This window comes from Cloacibacterium sp. DMC96 (assembly GCF_056313765.1).
In genome coordinates, this window is record NZ_JBQUZQ010000001.1 from 1,897,724 (window position 1) to 1,915,468 (window position 17,745).

Here is a 17,745-nt window from a genome sequence, read left to right on the forward strand (position 1 = left end):
CGAACTTCGGTTCGTTTTTTTTGATTTAAGCAATTTCCTTTTCGCAAAACTAATTTTCAGTAAATTTGTAAAAATTAGAAACTGAAGGCTTAGCAAATACTTTGCAGTCAAAAAGACTTTTGAAAAAAATGAAAATTCAAGAAAATATCTCTTTAAAGAATTACAATACTTTTGGTGTAGAAGCAAAAGCGCATTATTTTGCCGAAGTACATGATTTACACGAGCTAAAATATGCCACAGAATTTGCCAAAATCAATCATTTTAAAATCTTTTTTTTAGGTGGCGGTAGTAATTTACTCTTTACCCAAGATTTTGATGGATTAGTGATTAAACTAAATTTAAAAGGGATTTCCGAAGAAAATTTAGACGAAAATCACGTACTTGTTTCTGCAAAAGCAGGTGAAAACTGGCATGAATTTGTACTGTATACGCTTTCTAAAAATTATGGCGGATTAGAAAATCTTTCGCTCATTCCGGGAAATGTAGGGACTTGTCCTATTCAGAATATTGGCGCTTATGGAACAGAAATTAAAGACCATTTCGTTTCTTGCAAAGCTCTAAATTTAGAAACTTCAGAAATTGAGGAATTATCTTTAGAAGATTGCAAATTTGGTTATAGAGATTCTATCTTTAAAACTTCTGCCAAAGGAAAATATGTAATTGTAGAAGTCACTTTTAAACTGACTACCCAAAACCATCACATCAAAACAGAATATGGAGCAATTGCTACAGAATTAAAAAATCTGGGAATTGAAAACCCTACTATTCAAGCTGTTTCTAAAGCGGTTATCAATATCAGACAAAGTAAATTGCCAAATCCTGCCGAAATTGGAAACGCTGGAAGTTTCTTCAAAAATCCAAGCATTCCATTAACTCAATTTGAAAATTTAAAGGAAAAATTTCCAGAAATTCAAGGATATGCAAATGGTGATTGGGTAAAAGTTCCTGCAGGTTGGCTCATAGAAAATGCAGGCTGGAAAGGCAAACAATTAGGAAATGTAGCTTCTCATAAATTACAAGCCTTAGTTATTATTAACGCCACTGGAAACGCATCAGGAAAAGAAATTTACGATTTCTCTACCCAGATTATTGACTCTGTTAAAGAAAAATACGGAATAGAACTCGAAAGAGAAGTCAATATTTTATAGAATTATCAATAAAATCAATTGATTAATTCGTCACATTGAATCTCAGAAAACTAATCACTAATGCTTATATTTGCGCAAAATTAAAAAGTAAAAATGTCTGAAATTAAACTCAATACAATTCCTGAAGCAATAGAAGACCTTAAAAATGGTAAAGTAATCATCGTAGTAGATGATGAAAACCGTGAAAATGAAGGAGATTTTCTTTCTGCTGCCGAACTTACCACTCCAGAAATCATCAATTTTATGACCATTCATGGTCGTGGATTAATCTGTACACCTCTTCCTGAAAAAAGATGTGATGAACTAGGCCTTGAAGCCATGGTTTCTAGAAGTACAGATCCGAAAGAAACCGCTTTTACTGTTTCTATCGATTTATTAGGAGACGGCGTTTCTACAGGAATTTCGGCTAGTGATAGAGCAAAAACAATTTTGGCTTTGATGGACGAAAAAACCAAGCCAACAGATTTCATGAGACCTGGTCACATTTTTCCACTTCGTGCAAAAACGGGAGGTGTTTTAAAAAGAGCTGGTCATACAGAAGCTGCGATTGATTTAACCAAATTAGCTGGATTGAAAGAAGGTGGTGTCATCTGCGAAATCATGAACGAAGATGGAACCATGGCAAGATTACCAGAATTGGTGGTTTTGGCTAAAAAATTAGACCTCAAAATCATTTCTATAGAAGATTTAATCAATTACCAATTGAAAAAAGGTGATTTGGTAAACGAAATAGAGTCTAGAAGAGTAAAAACCGCTTTCGGTGAGTTTGATTTCCATGCTTTCCAAGAAAAACATACAGACCAAATTCACTTTGCATTAACCAAAGGAAATTGGGAAATAGATGAACCCGTTTTAGTTAGAGTTCAGTCTTCTAGTGCTTATTTTGATGTTTTAAGCAGATTAATTAACGGCGAAAATCCTCAACTGGAAAAAGTAACCAATATGATTAATGCAGAAGGAAAAGGAGCACTTATTTTCATCAATAATGTATCTAATGCAGAACTCACGATGAGAAAATTACAACAATTCTTGAATTATCAAGACGGACAAGTTGCAAGACCTACGCTTACTGCTAATTTTATAGAATACGGAATTGGAACTCAAATTCTTAAAAAATTAGGCATCACCAATTTCAGAGTGATTACTCAAAACCCTAATCAGAAACCACTTGTTGCTGGTTATGGTGTAGAAATTACCGAAATGGTACAGATGTAAAATCTTAAAAATATGAATCGAAAATAGCGTAGAAATTTCTACGCTATTTTTATATCCTCGAAACTGTGTAATCCGTTTAAGAAATCTTTCACATTCATTCGTTTTTTTCCTTCTAACTGAACTTCTGTAGGCTGATAAAAGCCATCTTCGGTATAAATTCTAAAAATATTTTTAGAAATTTCTAGAGTTCCAGCCGTTTTCTGATGTTCTGAAACTTCAAAAGTTCCTGCATAAATCTTCAAACCTTTTGTTTCTTCACCGATTTTCAAAGTGGTAAAAGCGCAAGGATAAGGCGACATTCCTCTGATGAAATTATGAACCTTAACCGTTTCTTGATTCCAATGAATTCTCGTATCTTCTTTGAAAATTTTGAAAGCATTTTTAGGTTCTGCAACTTGTGGTTGGGGTTGTTCTGTGATAGAATTTTCGGCTAAACCATCTAATGTTTTCACTACCAGTTTCGCACCCATTTCCATCAATCGATCATGCAAACTTCCTGCATTTTCATCTGGTGAAATAGGCAATTCTTCTTGCAAAAGAATGTTTCCTTCATCTATCTTTTCATTGATAAAGAAAGTAGTAGCGCCCGTTTTTTCTTCGCCGTTGATAATCGCAAAATTGATTGGAGCCGCACCTCTGTAATCTGGCAATAAACTTGCGTGAAGATTGAAAGTACCCAATTTTGGCATTTCAAATAATACTTTTGGCATCATTCTAAAGGCAACCACCACGAAAACATCTGCCTCTAGCTTTCTCATTTCTTCCAAAAATTCTGGATTTCTGAGTTTCTCTGGCTGAAAAACAGGCAAATTATTTTCTACTGCATATTTTTTAACAGGAGATTCGGTTAATTTTTGTCCACGACCAGATGGTTTATCTGCAACGGTAACTACTCCCACGATTTCGTGTTGAGACTGATGAATCGCTTCTAAAGATTTAGCCGCAAAATCTGGCGTCCCGAAAAAAACAACTTTTAAATTTTTCATATTTTGTATCGCTCCTACGGAGCTTTTCTCTTTTTTTAAAAAATTTCTACAAACCTTTCGCTCCTATGGAGCGAAACTTATTATCGTATAGTATACGTTCTAAAATCTAACATTCTAATTTTTCCTAAATCAAGCAAAAAGATAAGCACTTCTTGAATTTTCTCTCTGGAAAATTCTAATAAAATCGCATTTAGATCATCTAAAGTAGCTGGTTTTTGCTGTAGAATATCTAGAATTTGTCTTTCTACACTAATAGGATTGGTTTTAGGATTTTTGGCGGTGCAAACATAGCAATTTCCACAGTTTTTCGTCTCTTTTTCGCCGAAATAAGTAAGAATAAGTTTCATTTTACAGCAATCATGATTTCTGGTATAAAACTTCATTTCTTCCCATTTCTGTAATTTATTTTTCTGAATTTGCTCAAAAAGATTCCACCATTTCCCAGAAAAAGTTCGGTCTTCTCTGGGTTTCAAAAATTTGATAGAATCTAAACTTCCGTCTAGATAATCTAGGTATCCTTTTTGGTGAATTTCTTTCAGTCTTTCTTTAAGTTCTTGAGCTACAACTCCTAATTTTTTGCAAGTATTCGCTTCACTAAACTGAACTCTGTGCGTAGATAAACCGTCAACACATCTGAGCAATAATTCTATAAAATAGCTGTCTTTTCTCTGCAAATTTTCTAAATCACTTACCTCGAATTTCAATTCTAAAGTGGATAAATTTTTAGAAGTATTGAGATAAATTAACTCTTGATTATGCAGAAAATTAAGTACATTTCTAATCTTGGCTTGAGAAATTTTGGTAAAGTTTTGAATTTTAGAAATATTAAGTTCAAAAATATTTTCTGGCAATTCATTTTCGGCAATCATGAAAGTAGAATACAGATAAGAAACTACTTTCAAAAACTCTGATTTAGAAGGAGTTTGATTATAAAAAACATCATCTAAATTCAGTAATTCTTGCTCATTCCAAAGTAAAAAAGCATAACTTTTCTCGCCATCTCTACCTGCTCTTCCGATTTCCTGATAATAATTTTCTAAGGATGGTGCTGGTGAAAGATGGATTACAAATCTCACATTTTCTTTATCAATTCCCATCCCAAAAGCGTTGGTAGAAATCAATACATTCTGGTTGCTTTTGAGCCATTTTTCTTGCTTCTGATGTTTTTCTTTCACAGAAAGTCCTGCGTGAAAAAAATCTACATTTTTGAGTTTATTTATTTGTAAAAATTCTGTTAAATTTTCTGCTTCCTTTCTGGTTCTGGTATAAATAATCCCTGAGTTTTGGTTGTGTTTTAGCAAATCTAAAACTCTCTGGTATTTATCTGCTACCTCATCATTAAAAATGCTGATATTCTCTCTTTTAAAACTTTTTCTAAAAATTTGATATTGAGTAAATCCTAATTTCAGTTTAATGTCTTCTAGAACTTTTGGAGTCGCAGTAGCTGTTAACGCAAGGCAAGGAACATTCTTAAAAAGTGTTCTAAAATTTTTAATATTTTGATAACTCGGTCTGAAATCTTGTCCCCATTCAGAAATACAATGTGCTTCGTCTACTGCAATAAAAGAAATCTGAATTTCTTCTATTCTTTCTAAAAACTGACGATTCTGAAGCCTTTCTGGAGAAATATAAAGCAATTTGGTAATTCCTTCTATGCACCTCCCACAAATTTCTTCTTGTTGTAATTCATCTAATTCCGAACTTAAATATTCTGCTTCTATTCCTCTTAACTTCAACTGCTGAACTTGGTCTTTCATTAAAGCCAAAAGTGGAGAAATCACCAAACAGGTGCCTTCTAAAACCAAAGCTGGAAGCTGATAACAAAGAGATTTACCACCACCAGTAGGTAACAGTGCAATGGTATCTTTACCCGCAATAACCGCATGAATGATGTCTTGTTGTGAATCCCTGAAATCTTGATACCCCCAAAAATGAGTAAGGGTTTTCTGTGTGAGTTCAGCTAAATGATGAGAAGATTGCATTTGGTAAATTTAAGAATTTAGTTTAAAATTTTGCATAAAAAAAGCTGCGATAAACGCAGCTTTTTTTATTGATTTTAAAAATTATTTTTTAATGATTAACTTCGTAGGAATGTCATTTTTTGGTATAGAATTCCATTCAGAATCTAACACATATCTTACTTCTACTTTTCTGTCTTGTAATCTTGCTTCATCAGATGCTGATTCTGCTACTTTAGCTTCAGATTCACCCACTCCTTTTGATTTAATTTGAGATGGATTTACTCCTCTTTTTTCTAATTCTTTAACTACTTCTGCAGCTCTAGCTCTTGAAAGTGCTAAGTTATAAGCATCTGAACCTTTTTTATCTGTATGACCGATTAATAAATAAGTACCACCTTGAGAACTTTTGATAATCTGAGCAGCTAAATCTAGTTTAGAATTTGATTCTGGTCTTACAGTAGCTTTATTAAAATTAAACAAAACATCTCTTAATGCAAGTTCTATATCTGTAGCTAATTTACTTTTATCAACTGCTACTACTTTAGGACAACCATTATTTTCTACAGGGCCAGGAACGGTAACACATTTATCATTTAAATCTATTACACCGTCTAAATCTGCATCTAGTGCAACACCAGCACCATCTACTCTTGCTCCCATTGGTGTATCTAATTGTCTATCCCAATCATCACAAACTCCATCGTTATCCGTATCACCTTTTTTACAAACTTCTACATCTACATTTTTGTTATCTAAAACATCTAGTTTATAATAAATTTCTTGTAATGGATCATGCCACATTAAGTGTGATTGGTGTTTTCCTAGTTTTAAGGAAATACCTAAAGTTGCATTAAAGAAATTATCAGAAACTTGGTCTTCTCTTAAGTTTATAGGACTATCATAACCATTATATCCTAGGTCTTCGCTTCCTAAATAGTTACCACCACCATCAAAAGAATCATCTCCAGTTACTACGTACATTACTCTACCCTCGATATCAATTCTTCTGTTAACTTTGAATTTAACACCAGCTCCAGCTTGTCCGAAAAGTGAACCTACTGAAAATCCATTATCAGTAATTAATGGCGCAGAAGAAGAACCTTCATCTTGTCTGTATGCTTTATAAGATAAAGCACCAATACCTGCATAACCATGTAACGCCCATCTGTATGGAGAATGATTATCTACTCTTCTTAGTAAATTAGAGAAATTAATATCTCCGATTAAAGATATTGATTGGTATTTAGTTTTAGCGCCTACATTAGTAGCGACTGTCCCTTCATCTATCTTGGCTAAACCTTGCTTAGTTTCTCCCAAATCATATTGAAGATTTAAACCAAAAGCATGGGTAATGGCTTTATCAATACTTAAATATGCAGAGTAACCAAATAGATTTTTACCTGCTCCATTTTTTATTGAAGTTAAATCTCCTGATTGAATTAATGGAACTCCAAAACCCGCAGAGATTGACCAATCATTAAATTTTTTATCTTTTTGTGTAAAAGGTTTATTTTGATCTCCTACATAAAAGTTATCTTTTTGTTGTGCTGTAACTGACAAAGGCAGAAGAATTGCTAATGTCAAAGTTGCAAAATTTATTTTCATGATGTTGTATTTTTAAATTGAAAGATTAAAATTATTGAGCCGCTTTGAAATAAACTCTTCTGTTGGCTTCATTTTTCCATTCTGGACACTTAGTAGCAGGGTTACATTCTGGATATTTAAGGTCTTTTTCACCTCTACCTTCTGTAATAAGAATGTCTGGATTCACCCCTTTGCTAACTAAATAATTCTTCACTGCATTTGCTCTTCTTTGAGATAAATCAAAGTTATAGCTATCAGACGCTCTAGTATCAGTACCACCGATTACGTAGAACTTAACTGTAGAATTCAGCTTTTTAATGACTTCTGCAGCATTGTCTAACTTAGCATAAGACTGAACTCTGATTACGTCTTTATTCAATTCAAATTCAATTCCTTCAAATCTATTAATTTCTTCAATAATTTCAAGAGTTTCGTCTACTAAGTAAGGGCATCCTTTATTTTTAGCAAGACCTGGAACTGTTACACAAGCATCGTTTAAATCTATTACTCCATCTAAGTCCATATCTAATGCTTTACCTGCACCATCTACTCTAGCTCCTATTGGTGTATCTAACTCACGATCCCAATCATCACAAACGCCATCTTTATCAGCATCTCCTCTTTCACAAATGATAGGTTCTACTGATCTACTATCAAGAGCAACTATTTTTCTAAGCGCTTCATTTTGGGCATCATACCAAGATAAATGGGTATTATGCTTTCCTAATTTTATAGTCACCCCTACATTTGCTACAATCATGTTATCCGAGAAATTTCTCTTGATTTGATTGTAAACGCCATCTGCGGTCTCACCACCTCCATCGAATTCATCATCACCAGAAATGATATACATAACTCTAGTATCAATATCAATTCTTCTAGAAAGATTATATTTTACGCCAGCTCCTCCTTGATAAAAGAATGAATCTATTCCAAAGGACTGCTTAAACTTTTGATAATTTTCATCTATCGTATTTCCGTTTGGCAATGTAGACAAAGGTTTGTCATCATCTCTTTCGAATTCATAACCTTGTAAACCAATACCTGCGTAACCATGCAAGGACCATCTAAAAGATGATTTATTGTCTGTTCTTCTAAAAAAATTAGAAAAATTAACGTCTCCTAGTAAACTTACTTGATTATATCTGGTTGTAGCAACTCCTAAACCATAAGAAGGTCTCGTTACAATTCTACCAGTTTGCTTTGTTTTACCTGTTTGGTATTGTAGTTCAAAACCAAACTTATCACTCACTTGTTTTGCAAGCCCTACATAAGCATTCCATCCGAAATTTTTTCCATCTTGGTTGAGAGAAGTTAAATCGCCGTGGTGCATAATAGATGTACCACCTCCTAAAGTGATTGCCCAATCATTATACCTTTTAGCTTTGTTGTCAAATTTTGACACTTTAGCAGAGCCAGAGGTGAACGTGTTGGGATACACACTATTTTCCTTGTTATCTTGAGCTAAGAATAAGCTAGGAAAAGATAACAATAGTGTTAATAAACCTAATTTCATATTTGTGTTTTTATTTTATATTCAAACTATCTAGTAGAGCCTTAGAAAATTCCCTTTCACATGAATGCTTATGATGAGGGACTTTCAGTTTCTTAGATTCAAAATTAATATTGTTAAATGTTACAATATCAATATCTATTATCCTATCAATATAACCTCCTACTGCAGATGAATCAAGCTCTCTTCCCATATCTTTTTCTATAGATTTCACAGCATTTAGGAAATTATAGGGCGAGATTGTGGTAGTTAAGCCTATTGCAATATTACGAAAAATATTTGTACTTTCAAACTCTATTGGCTGAGTTTCTATCATTTCTGATGTTTTTATAATTTTTCCCAAGCAATTTTCTATTTTTGCAATCGCTTGGTTTAAATTAGACTTGGTATCTCCTAAATTGCTACCAAGTAACAAAACCACATAATGTAACGACATATTATTGAATAATTAAGTTCTCAAGATTATTATGAAAGATTTTATAAAAAATGTATTTGCAAATATAGTAGCCATCCTTTTAATCGGAATAGTTTTATTTGGGTTTATAGTATTATTTTTTGTTGCAAGTGCAATGAGCAGTGATCAAAAACCTTACGTAGATAGTAATTCTGTTCTTACCCTCAATTTTAACGGAAACGTTATCGATTCTTACACCGAAAAAGAAGAAAGCATCTTCGATTTTGGTCAAAGCAAAGATGTACTGCTGTTAGATGTGATCAACGCTATTAACAATGCTAAAAATGATGAAAAAATAAAAGGCATAAGTATAGAAGCTGACAATTTACCAGCAGGAATTACTCAAGTAGACGATATAAGAGCTGCCATCGAAGATTTTAAAAAATCAGGGAAATTCGTGTATGCTTACGGAAATAACATGTCGCAAAAATCCTATTATTTAGCATCAGTAGCGGATAAAGTGTACCTTAATCCTGTAGGAATGATAGAGCTCAAAGGAATGTCTACAGAAGTAACTTTCTTAAAAGATTTTGCTGCAAAATACGGAATTGGCGTAGATGTCATCAGACACGGAAAATTTAAAGCTGCAGTAGAGCCATTTATTAGAAATGACATTTCTCCTGAAAACAAAGAGCAACTTTCTACACTTCTTAATGACATTTGGGGAAATATATCTACTAAAATTAAAGCTTCTAGAAAATTAGATGATGCTACTTTTAAAACCGCAGTAGACAGTTTGTATGGTTTTATGCCAGAATTAGTCGTGAAAAATAAATTGGCAGACCAACTGTTACAGAAATCTGAATACGAAAACCTAATAAAAAAACAACTTAAGCTAAAGTCTGACGAAAAAATCAACAGAATTTCTGTAAATAAATACATAAAATCACTAGACGAAGAAGAAAGTAGTGACAACAAAATTGCAGTTCTTTATGCCGCTGGAGAAATTTTCAATGGTGACGAATATCAAAATATTCACTCTGAAAAATATGTAGAATACATCAAAGATTTAGCAGAAGATGATGACATAAAAGCAGTGGTTTTACGTGTAAATTCACCTGGTGGAAGCGGAAATGCTTCAGACGAAATCCTATTTGAATTACAACAACTTAAACTCAAAAAACCTCTAGTAGTTTCTTTTGGTGATTATGCAGCTTCTGGTGGTTATTATATCTCTATGGCAGCTGATAAAATCTATTCTTCGCCTAACACTTTAACGGGTTCTATTGGTGTTTTTGGCATGATTATGAATTTTAAAGATTTAGCCAATAGAAACGGTATACGTTCTGACATTGTTTCTACTAATGCGAACTCACAAGTTTATTCACCACTTTCTGGAGCTGCTCCCGGAACTATTCCTATTTTAACCAGAAGTGTAGAAAGCACTTATAAAAGATTTGTATATTTTGTAACTCAAAACAGAAAAAAATCTTTTGAACAGATTGACGCAATTGGAGGTGGTAGAGTTTGGAGCGGAACCAGAGCAAAGCAATTAGGCTTGGTAGACGAATTAGGCTCGCTTCAACAAGCAATTAATTACGCTGCTACCAAAGCAAAATTGAAAGACTATTCTTTAGACAGCTATCCTAGAAAATCTAGTCCGCTAGAAGAATTCTTCAAACAAACTGAGGAAGACGAGATCGCAGCAAGAGTGATTTCTAAAAAAGTAGGAAAAGAAAACTATGAGCTCTTCCAAAAAATCACCAATCCGAAACTGAATAACGGAGTACAAATGGCACTACCTTATCAGATTACGATTAAATAGCAAAACATTTCCATCCATATTAAAACGAAATCGCCGTTTCAAAATTTATGAAACGGCGATTTTAATTTTATTAAAATAAAGATTATTATTGCTTGGTAACTAATTTTCCGTAAACAAATAGCACTAAAAGCGCTCCTAATACAGAAATTACAATACTACCAATATCCCACGGATTATCATCCTGCGAAATACCAATTAGTCCCGCTAAAAATCCACCAACAATAGAACCTACAATTCCTAAAATAATTGTCATGAGCCAACCCATGTTTTGATTTCCTGGCATTACAAATTTTGCTAATGCTCCAATGATTAGACCAAGGATGATCCATCCAATAATTGCCATCATAGTTTTAATGTTTTAAGTTAATAATTTTGTTAATTTGACTTTATAAAGTTATCAAATTTTATAATATCACAAAATTATTTTCTTTTTTTGAAGAAAGAATCTACAAATTCTTCACCATTAAATAATTGCAAATCCTCCATTTTTTCTCCTACTCCAATGTATTTTACAGGAATCTGAAACTGGTCTGAAATCCCAATAACCACACCTCCTTTCGCAGTTCCATCTAGCTTTGTCACTGCAAGAGCGGTAACTTCTGTAGCTGCCGTAAATTGTTTTGCCTGCTCAAAAGCGTTTTGACCAGTAGAACCATCTAAAACCAATAAAACTTCGTGTGGCGCTTCTGGTAAAACCTTCTGCATGACACGTTTAATTTTAGAAAGCTCATTCATCAAGTTGATTTTATTATGCAATCTTCCCGCAGTATCAATAATGACAACATCTGCGTTTTGTGCTACAGCACTTTGAACCGTGTCAAAAGCTACAGAAGCAGGATCAGAACCCATATTTTGCTTTACAATAGGAACACCTACTCTTTCACTCCAAATCACCAACTGGTCTACAGCTGCAGCTCTAAATGTATCTCCAGCTCCTAAAACCACTTTCAAACCTTGTGACTTAAACTGATTTGCCAATTTCCCAATCGTAGTTGTTTTTCCTACACCATTTACCCCAACTACCATAATTACGTATGGCTTTTTGGTTTCGTCAATATTTTTGGTTTGAGAATGTGGATTTTCTAAAAGCAAAGCAGAAATTTCCTCACGAAGAATTTTATCCAATTCAGAGGTGTTTACATATTTATCACGTTCTACTCTCGCTTCTATCCTTTCGATGATTTTTACAGTGGTATTTACACCTACATCAGAAGCAATGAGCACTTCTTCTAGCTCATCTAGAACCTCATCATCTACTTTAGATTTTCCGACTACTGCTCTAGAAATTTTATCAAAAAAACCTTGACTCGATTTTTCTAAACCTTTGTCTAAAGATTCTTTTTCCTCTTTTTTAAATATATTTTTAAACCAACTCATATATTAGATTTGAGATTTGAGATTTGAGATTTGAGATTTCTAAACCAAATCGTTAAAATTGTTTTTAAAACTTTAGGTTCACAAAGATAACAAAAAAACTACCCAAAAAATTGAGTAGTTTCATATGTTTATACAAGACGTAGAATTATTTTTTCAAATAAGCTTCTACATCGTCTGCATTCATTACTTTTTCTTCGAAAACGTAAGCTCCAGTCTTAGGAGACTTTACCATTTTCACAACTTTGGTCATTTTTTTAGACTGACCTGATTGAAGCGTTGCAACAACTTTCTTTGCCATCTTTTAATATTTTTAAAGATTACTTGATTTCTTTGTGAACTGTATATTTCTTAAGAACCGGATTGTACTTTTTAAGCTCTAATCTTTCCGTAGTGTTCTTTTTATTTTTTGTGGTGATGTATCTAGACATTCCAGCCACACCTGTTTCTTTGTGCTCTGTGCACTCAAGAATTACTTGAACTCTATTTCCTTTCTTAGCCATTTCTTATTATTTTAAAAATCCGTTTCTTGTTGCTCTTTCAATCGCCTCCTCGATACCAATTTTATTGATAACTCTCAAACCATGAGCAGAAACTCTTAATGTTACGCTTTTTTCTTGCTCTGGAAGATAAAATGTCTTCTCTAATAAATTAATTTCAAAACGTCTTTTCGTTTTGTTATTTGCGTGAGAAACGTTGTTTCCTACCATTGCACGCTTACCTGTTATTTGGCAAATTCTTGACATATCTCGATGTTCTTTTTTACTACTATGTATTTTGAGTGTGCAAAATTATAGATATTTTTTTGAACTCACAAATTTTCAAACAAATAAATTTGTAATTTTTTCAAAAAAACTTAATCTAAATTTTGATAAATTATTTTTTAGAAGCTATTCTTTCTCCGAAGTGGTAAATAATTAAAAATCCGAGCACAAATATAGCAATTCTTGAGATTAAATCACCTATTTTTGTGTAAATAGATTTTTCTTCGAGCAAATTAGCCTTTACCAAAAGCGCTGTTCTATCGTCATAAAAGGTGTCTTCTAGAACATCTCCTCTTGCATTGATATGCGCAGAAATTCCGCTATTGGCAGCACGTACAATCTCTCTTCTGGTTTCTATAGCTCTTAATCTAGCATAAGAAAGCAATTGTTTGTGACCTTCGGTATTATCCCACCAAGAATCATTGGTCATAATTGCGAGAAGATTCGCTCCATTTTTCACATAATCGGTTACGTATTCTCCATAAATACTCTCGTAACAGATAATAGGAGCCATCTTTGCTTTGTTAAATGTATTGCTGAAAACTTTTCTTTCTTTATCAATTCCAAGAGATGAATTAGCTCCACCAAAATCCAGCATCGCATCTCCCAAAATAGGCTTCAAATATCTAATGTAAGGGAAAATTTCAACTCCAGGAACCAATTTCGCTTTGTGATAAACCTCCACTTCTTGATTTGGAATAATTTGCAATGCAGAATTATAAGAATTTACCCAAACTCCTTCTTGAATTTTAGTAGAATAATCTTCAGTCTCCGCTTCGTCAAACAAAAATTTATGCGTGGAAGCTCCTGTTAAAAATATAGATTGCGGGTGTTTTCCCAAAAATTCTTTGGCAATTGCGATAGAAGTACTTTTATTAAAACCATTTTCACTCAAACTTCCGTTCCCGGGAAATGCAGTTTCGGGTGCAATGAAAAAATCTACTTTTGTTTTAGAATTTTCTTCGGCTAAACTTAAAAGTTCTCCTAATATTTGTAAAGAATCTTTGCTGTATTTTTCGGTATAAGGATCTAATTTGGGCTGAAGCAAAAGCGTAGTTACTTCTCCTGCAGGTTTTTCTTGATAAGAATTGTATTTATAAATAGAAATCAGAAGAGGCAGAACAATAATCGCAACTAAAATAGAAATATTCTTCACCAAATCTTTTCTTATTCTTCCTGCTTGCCAAATTCTCAATGTATAAAAAGCAAAAACATTAATCAGCAAAATCCAAAAACTACCGCCAGTTGCGCCAATTGTGTCGTACCATTGAATCAATTGAGGATATTCTGAAAACGAATTTCCTAGATTAAGCCAAGGCCAAGTAAACTCCCAATTGAGATGAAATCTTTCGAAACTTAACCAAATTGCTACAAAAAATACTAGCCCAAAATAAGTTCCTCTTACTTTCTTATACCAATAATACAGTTGAAAAACCAAACTCATTAATAAAGAATTGACAATAACAGGAATTGCAACTGCCAAAAGAGAGTTATTTCCATCTGGATTTTTAGCGTGATATAACCAACCAGTAGTTACTACATTCCAAATGAAAAAAGCAAGATAAGTCAAACCAAAAACTGCCCATCCTTTTTTATTGATTTTTGAAAATTTAGAAATTTCTTGCTCCATTAACAATAAGGGAACAAAAGCAAAAAATATAAAAAACGGAATTCCGTAAGTGGGCCAAGAAATAGATAATAATAGTGCTGATATTAATGATAGAAAAATATATTTCATAAGTAAAACCTATTGGTGAAGGGCAAATTTAAGGTTTTTACATGGGGTAAAAAAGAGAAACATGACAAAAGTCATATTTTATAAATAGCTGAAAATCAATACTAAATAAAATATTTTCATTCTTATTTAAAATTATTCTAAATAAATTTTGTGAATTAAACTTACATTTTTATTTTTGCATCGTTATTTTTAATAGTTCTAAATAAATTTAAATGAAAAATCAAATACTTCCCCTTTTATTAGTTGCGGCATCAATTACGGCAAATGCTCAACAAAAAAAAGATAGTTTATATACCAGAACCATAGAAGATGTAAAGCTTCACAAAACAGGAAATCCTAATAACGCTAAAGTTTCTACTATAAAATCTCAGCTAGATGTAATGGAAACCCCACAAGCGATTGCTATTGTAACTCATGAAGTAATAGAACAGCAACAAGCACAACAACTTTCTGATGTAGTAAAAAATGTAAACGGTGTTTATATTACATCTGCGAGAGGTGCTTCTCAAGACAGTTTTGGAGCGAGAGGTTACACTTTTGGAAATGAAAATATTTACAAAAACGGAAGTAGAGTAAACTCTGGAATTTTCCCAGAAGTTTCTGGTCTAGAACGTGTAGAAGTTTTAAAAGGTAGTGCTGCAATTCTTTATGGAAACGTAGCTCCTGGCGGAATTGTAAACATGGTGACTAAAAAACCTTTATTTAACTTCGGTGGAAATATCGCCTTAAATTACGGAAGCTGGAACAATATAAAACCTACCATCGATATTTATGGCGGATTGACTAAAAATTCAGCTTTTAGAGTAAACGGAAGCTATGAAAATAAAGAAAGTTTCAGAGATATTGTACAATCAGAAAAACATTATTTCAATCCAAGTTTCCTTTACAACATTTCAGATAAAACACAAATCATCATAGAAGCAGATTATCTTAAACACCACTTCACTCCAGATTTTGGTTTAGGCGGATTAGTATTAAACACAACCACTAATGAATCAAAACTCAACACACTTCTTGGAATCAATAAATTCCCTGGTGCAACTTGGCAATATCAAACCAATGAAATGCTTACTTCTACAGTAACATTAAACCACGAAATTAATTCTAATTGGAATTTTAATACGGTTGCATTTTTCCAAGATTATACCAGGGATTTTTACGGAACTGAAAGAATTCAGTGGAATCTGCAAACCAATGGAGATTACGTTTGGAAGAGAACTTTAAACAAACAACTTCAAGAACAAAAATACGGAAGCCTTCAGTTTAATTTAAATGGTCAGTTCAATACTGGAAAATTAAACCATAAACTTTTAGTTGGTGCAGATGCTGATTATTTACAAGCAGACACTTATTCTTATCAATTACAAAAACAAGACGGTACTTTCGCAGATGCAGGAAATAACTTTGTTTATGGAACCAATGGAAACACCAGCAATGGAAACATTTCCTTATCAGATGAAAACACTTGGAAATCTGGAGAAAAGCTTAATTCTAGACAAAAGGATTTAAACAGAATTCCTACAAGAAGAGTTGGTATTTATGCTCAAGATTTAATTGCTATTACAGATAAATTCAAAGTTCTAGCAGGTTTAAGATGGTCGTATTTAGAAAACAAGAGCACCATTGTAGAAAACTATTTGAATAACACTAAAACATATAAAGCAAGTTCAGGAAATCCTAAAGAAAGTGCATTTTCGCCAAGAGTAGGATTAGTTTATCAGATTGATGAAAGCTTCAGCACATTTGCTAGTTATAGCAACTCTTTCAATCCTAACTCTGGTAGAGATATTAACAATTTACCATTGCCTTCTTCTTTGATTGACCAATATGAAATTGGTTTAAAGAAAAATTTATGGAAAAACACTTTAGCGTTTAATATTACTGCTTATCAAATTGAAAACAGCAATTTAGCACAAACAGCTGCTTTTGATAAAAATGGAAATATAAATGGTGATACTAACATAAAAGAAATGACGGGAGCTACCAGAAGCCGCGGTATAGAATTAGACATTACAGGAAATCCTACACCAAATCTCTCAATCAATGCTGGTTATGCATATAACAATATGGTTTACACGGATACACCAGACTCTGACGGAAGTTTCGTAGAAGGAGAAAGATTGGTAAGAACACCTGCAAATACTGCGAATGCTTCTATCTTCTACACCTTACCAAAATATGTAAAAGGATTAAAATTAGGATTCACGGCATTCTACACTGGAGACAGATTAGCAGGTTGGAATAATCTAAAAGACAAAAACGGAAACCCAAAAACCAACAGAATGTATGAAATTGGAGATTTTACCACTGTAGATTTCACTATTGGTTACCAATTTAAAAAATTCAATGTTCAAGGAAGATTAGGAAACATTTTCGATGTGGTAGATTACAATGTACACGAAAATTACTCTGTAAACCCTATTACTCCTAGAAACTTTTACTTAACATTTAATTATAAGTTTTAACCTATCATATCAAATTTAATCAAAAAGTGGAGAACTCGTTTTCCACTTTTACCTTTTAAACTAACTTAATAAACTATACTTTTAGAACATGAAGAACACAAGAACAACAATGAGACTTTTACACCGCTACATCGGTTATTTTATGGCAGGAATTATGGCCATTTATGCGATTAGCGGCGTATTATTAATCTACAGAGACACAGATTTCCTCAAAAAAGAAAAGAAAATCGAAAAAAAATTAGAAGCGAATATCCCAACAGATAAATTGGGAAAAGAACTTAAAATCAAAGGTTTCGAAGTAAAAGAACAAAAAGGAGATCTTATCATCTTCAAAGAAGGAACTTATAATGCGAAAACAGGAGAAGCGAAATATACTAAAAAAGAACTTCCTTTCGTTTTAAAGAAAATGACAGAATTGCATAAATCAGATTCTAAACATAAATTTTATTTATTAAATACGATTTTTGGAATTTCATTATTCTTTTTTGTGATTTCATCATTTTGGATGTTTAATCCAAAATCTCAAATTTTCAGAAAAGGAATGATTGCCACTATAATAGGTTTAGTTTTGGCATTATTTTTGACATTAGCATAATTATAGAAAAAATATTTTTTCACAAAATTTATTGCGTATTAAATAATAATTTGTAACTTTGCAAAAATTTTTTAACTAATTGTAAAACATTGATATAAAAGGCATTACAAGATAATAAGTTGTTAGAAAATCAACTTAACGTTCGTTAGGCAATTATTAAATAATTAGATATAATCTAAATAA

16 protein-coding genes are annotated in these 17,745 nt (G+C 32.7%); 5 read left to right on the top strand and 11 right to left on the bottom strand.

Annotated features, from left to right (window positions below; genetic code table 11):
- Nucleotides 1-128 precede the first annotated feature (128 nt).
- Nucleotides 129-1,148 carry a UDP-N-acetylmuramate dehydrogenase gene (gene murB, locus ACT53I_RS08615; RefSeq protein WP_476079334.1) on the top strand — a complete coding sequence of 340 codons (1,020 nt, stop codon included), beginning with the start codon at nt 129-131 and terminating at the stop codon, nt 1,146-1,148.
- 93 nt (nt 1,149-1,241) lie between these two features.
- Nucleotides 1,242-2,363, top strand: a complete 1,122-nt coding sequence (gene ribB, locus ACT53I_RS08620) for a 3,4-dihydroxy-2-butanone-4-phosphate synthase (RefSeq protein ID WP_409622589.1) — start codon at nt 1,242-1,244, stop codon at nt 2,361-2,363.
- Between the two features lie 38 nt (nt 2,364-2,401).
- On the opposite strand, the gene fmt is transcribed toward ribB, so the two are convergent.
- From fmt to folK, 5 genes are all read right to left on the bottom strand, one after another.
- Complete coding sequence (gene fmt / locus ACT53I_RS08625; RefSeq protein WP_476079335.1) at nt 2,402-3,349, bottom strand: methionyl-tRNA formyltransferase; 948 nt, start codon at nt 3,347-3,349, stop codon at nt 2,402-2,404.
- 80 nt (nt 3,350-3,429) lie between these two features.
- Nucleotides 3,430-5,331, bottom strand: coding sequence for a RecQ family ATP-dependent DNA helicase (locus ACT53I_RS08630; protein WP_476079336.1), 1,902 nt, complete (start codon nt 5,329-5,331; stop codon nt 3,430-3,432).
- An 81-nt stretch (nt 5,332-5,412) separates the two neighbouring features.
- Nucleotides 5,413-6,915 (bottom strand): OmpA family protein, encoded by a 1,503-nt coding sequence (locus ACT53I_RS08635; RefSeq protein WP_476079337.1) that lies wholly within the window; start codon nt 6,913-6,915, stop codon nt 5,413-5,415.
- Nucleotides 6,916-6,946: 31 nt separating this feature from the next.
- The gene (locus ACT53I_RS08640) at nt 6,947-8,410 is read right to left on the bottom strand and encodes an OmpA family protein (RefSeq protein WP_476079338.1); all 1,464 of its coding nucleotides are present in this window, start codon (nt 8,408-8,410) and stop codon (nt 6,947-6,949) included.
- A 10-nt stretch (nt 8,411-8,420) separates the two neighbouring features.
- The gene (gene folK, locus ACT53I_RS08645) at nt 8,421-8,843 is read right to left on the bottom strand and encodes a 2-amino-4-hydroxy-6-hydroxymethyldihydropteridine diphosphokinase (RefSeq protein ID WP_476079339.1); all 423 of its coding nucleotides are present in this window, start codon (nt 8,841-8,843) and stop codon (nt 8,421-8,423) included.
- 31 nt (nt 8,844-8,874) lie between these two features.
- On the opposite strand from folK, the gene sppA reads away from it, so the two are divergent.
- A complete protein-coding gene (gene sppA / locus ACT53I_RS08650; RefSeq protein ID WP_476079340.1) occupies nt 8,875-10,626 on the top strand; it encodes a signal peptide peptidase SppA in 1,752 nt (583 codons plus the stop codon).
- Nucleotides 10,627-10,711: 85 nt separating this feature from the next.
- Here sppA and ACT53I_RS08655 read toward each other — a convergent pair whose 3' ends face one another.
- The 6 genes from ACT53I_RS08655 to lnt all read right to left on the bottom strand — a co-directional run bounded on the left by ACT53I_RS08655 (nt 10,712) and on the right by lnt (nt 14,502).
- Nucleotides 10,712-10,972, bottom strand: a complete 261-nt coding sequence (locus tag ACT53I_RS08655) for a GlsB/YeaQ/YmgE family stress response membrane protein (RefSeq protein WP_374450533.1) — start codon at nt 10,970-10,972, stop codon at nt 10,712-10,714.
- Between the two features lie 74 nt (nt 10,973-11,046).
- Nucleotides 11,047-12,003 carry a signal recognition particle-docking protein FtsY gene (ftsY, locus tag ACT53I_RS08660; RefSeq protein WP_374450534.1) on the bottom strand — a complete coding sequence of 319 codons (957 nt, stop codon included), beginning with the start codon at nt 12,001-12,003 and terminating at the stop codon, nt 11,047-11,049.
- A gap of 145 nt (nt 12,004-12,148) precedes the next feature.
- Entirely contained in the window at nt 12,149-12,301 is a 153-nt protein-coding gene (locus ACT53I_RS08665; protein ID WP_069797240.1) for a DUF4295 domain-containing protein, read from the bottom strand.
- Nucleotides 12,302-12,320: 19 nt separating this feature from the next.
- Nucleotides 12,321-12,503 carry a 50S ribosomal protein L33 gene (rpmG, locus tag ACT53I_RS08670; protein WP_039341297.1) on the bottom strand — a complete coding sequence of 61 codons (183 nt, stop codon included), beginning with the start codon at nt 12,501-12,503 and terminating at the stop codon, nt 12,321-12,323.
- Nucleotides 12,504-12,509: 6 nt separating this feature from the next.
- A complete protein-coding gene (gene rpmB, locus ACT53I_RS08675) occupies nt 12,510-12,746 on the bottom strand; it encodes a 50S ribosomal protein L28 (protein WP_069797241.1) in 237 nt (78 codons plus the stop codon).
- A 130-nt stretch (nt 12,747-12,876) separates the two neighbouring features.
- Nucleotides 12,877-14,502 (bottom strand): apolipoprotein N-acyltransferase, encoded by a 1,626-nt coding sequence (lnt, locus tag ACT53I_RS08680; protein WP_476079341.1) that lies wholly within the window; start codon nt 14,500-14,502, stop codon nt 12,877-12,879.
- Between the two features lie 212 nt (nt 14,503-14,714).
- Between lnt and ACT53I_RS08685 the strand changes: the two genes are divergently transcribed.
- Both ACT53I_RS08685 and ACT53I_RS08690 read left to right on the top strand, forming a co-directional pair.
- Entirely contained in the window at nt 14,715-16,967 is a 2,253-nt protein-coding gene (locus ACT53I_RS08685) for a TonB-dependent siderophore receptor (RefSeq protein ID WP_476079342.1), read from the top strand.
- 88 nt (nt 16,968-17,055) lie between these two features.
- Complete coding sequence (locus ACT53I_RS08690; protein ID WP_476079343.1) at nt 17,056-17,562, top strand: hypothetical protein; 507 nt, start codon at nt 17,056-17,058, stop codon at nt 17,560-17,562.
- Nucleotides 17,563-17,745: the final 183 nt, after the last annotated feature.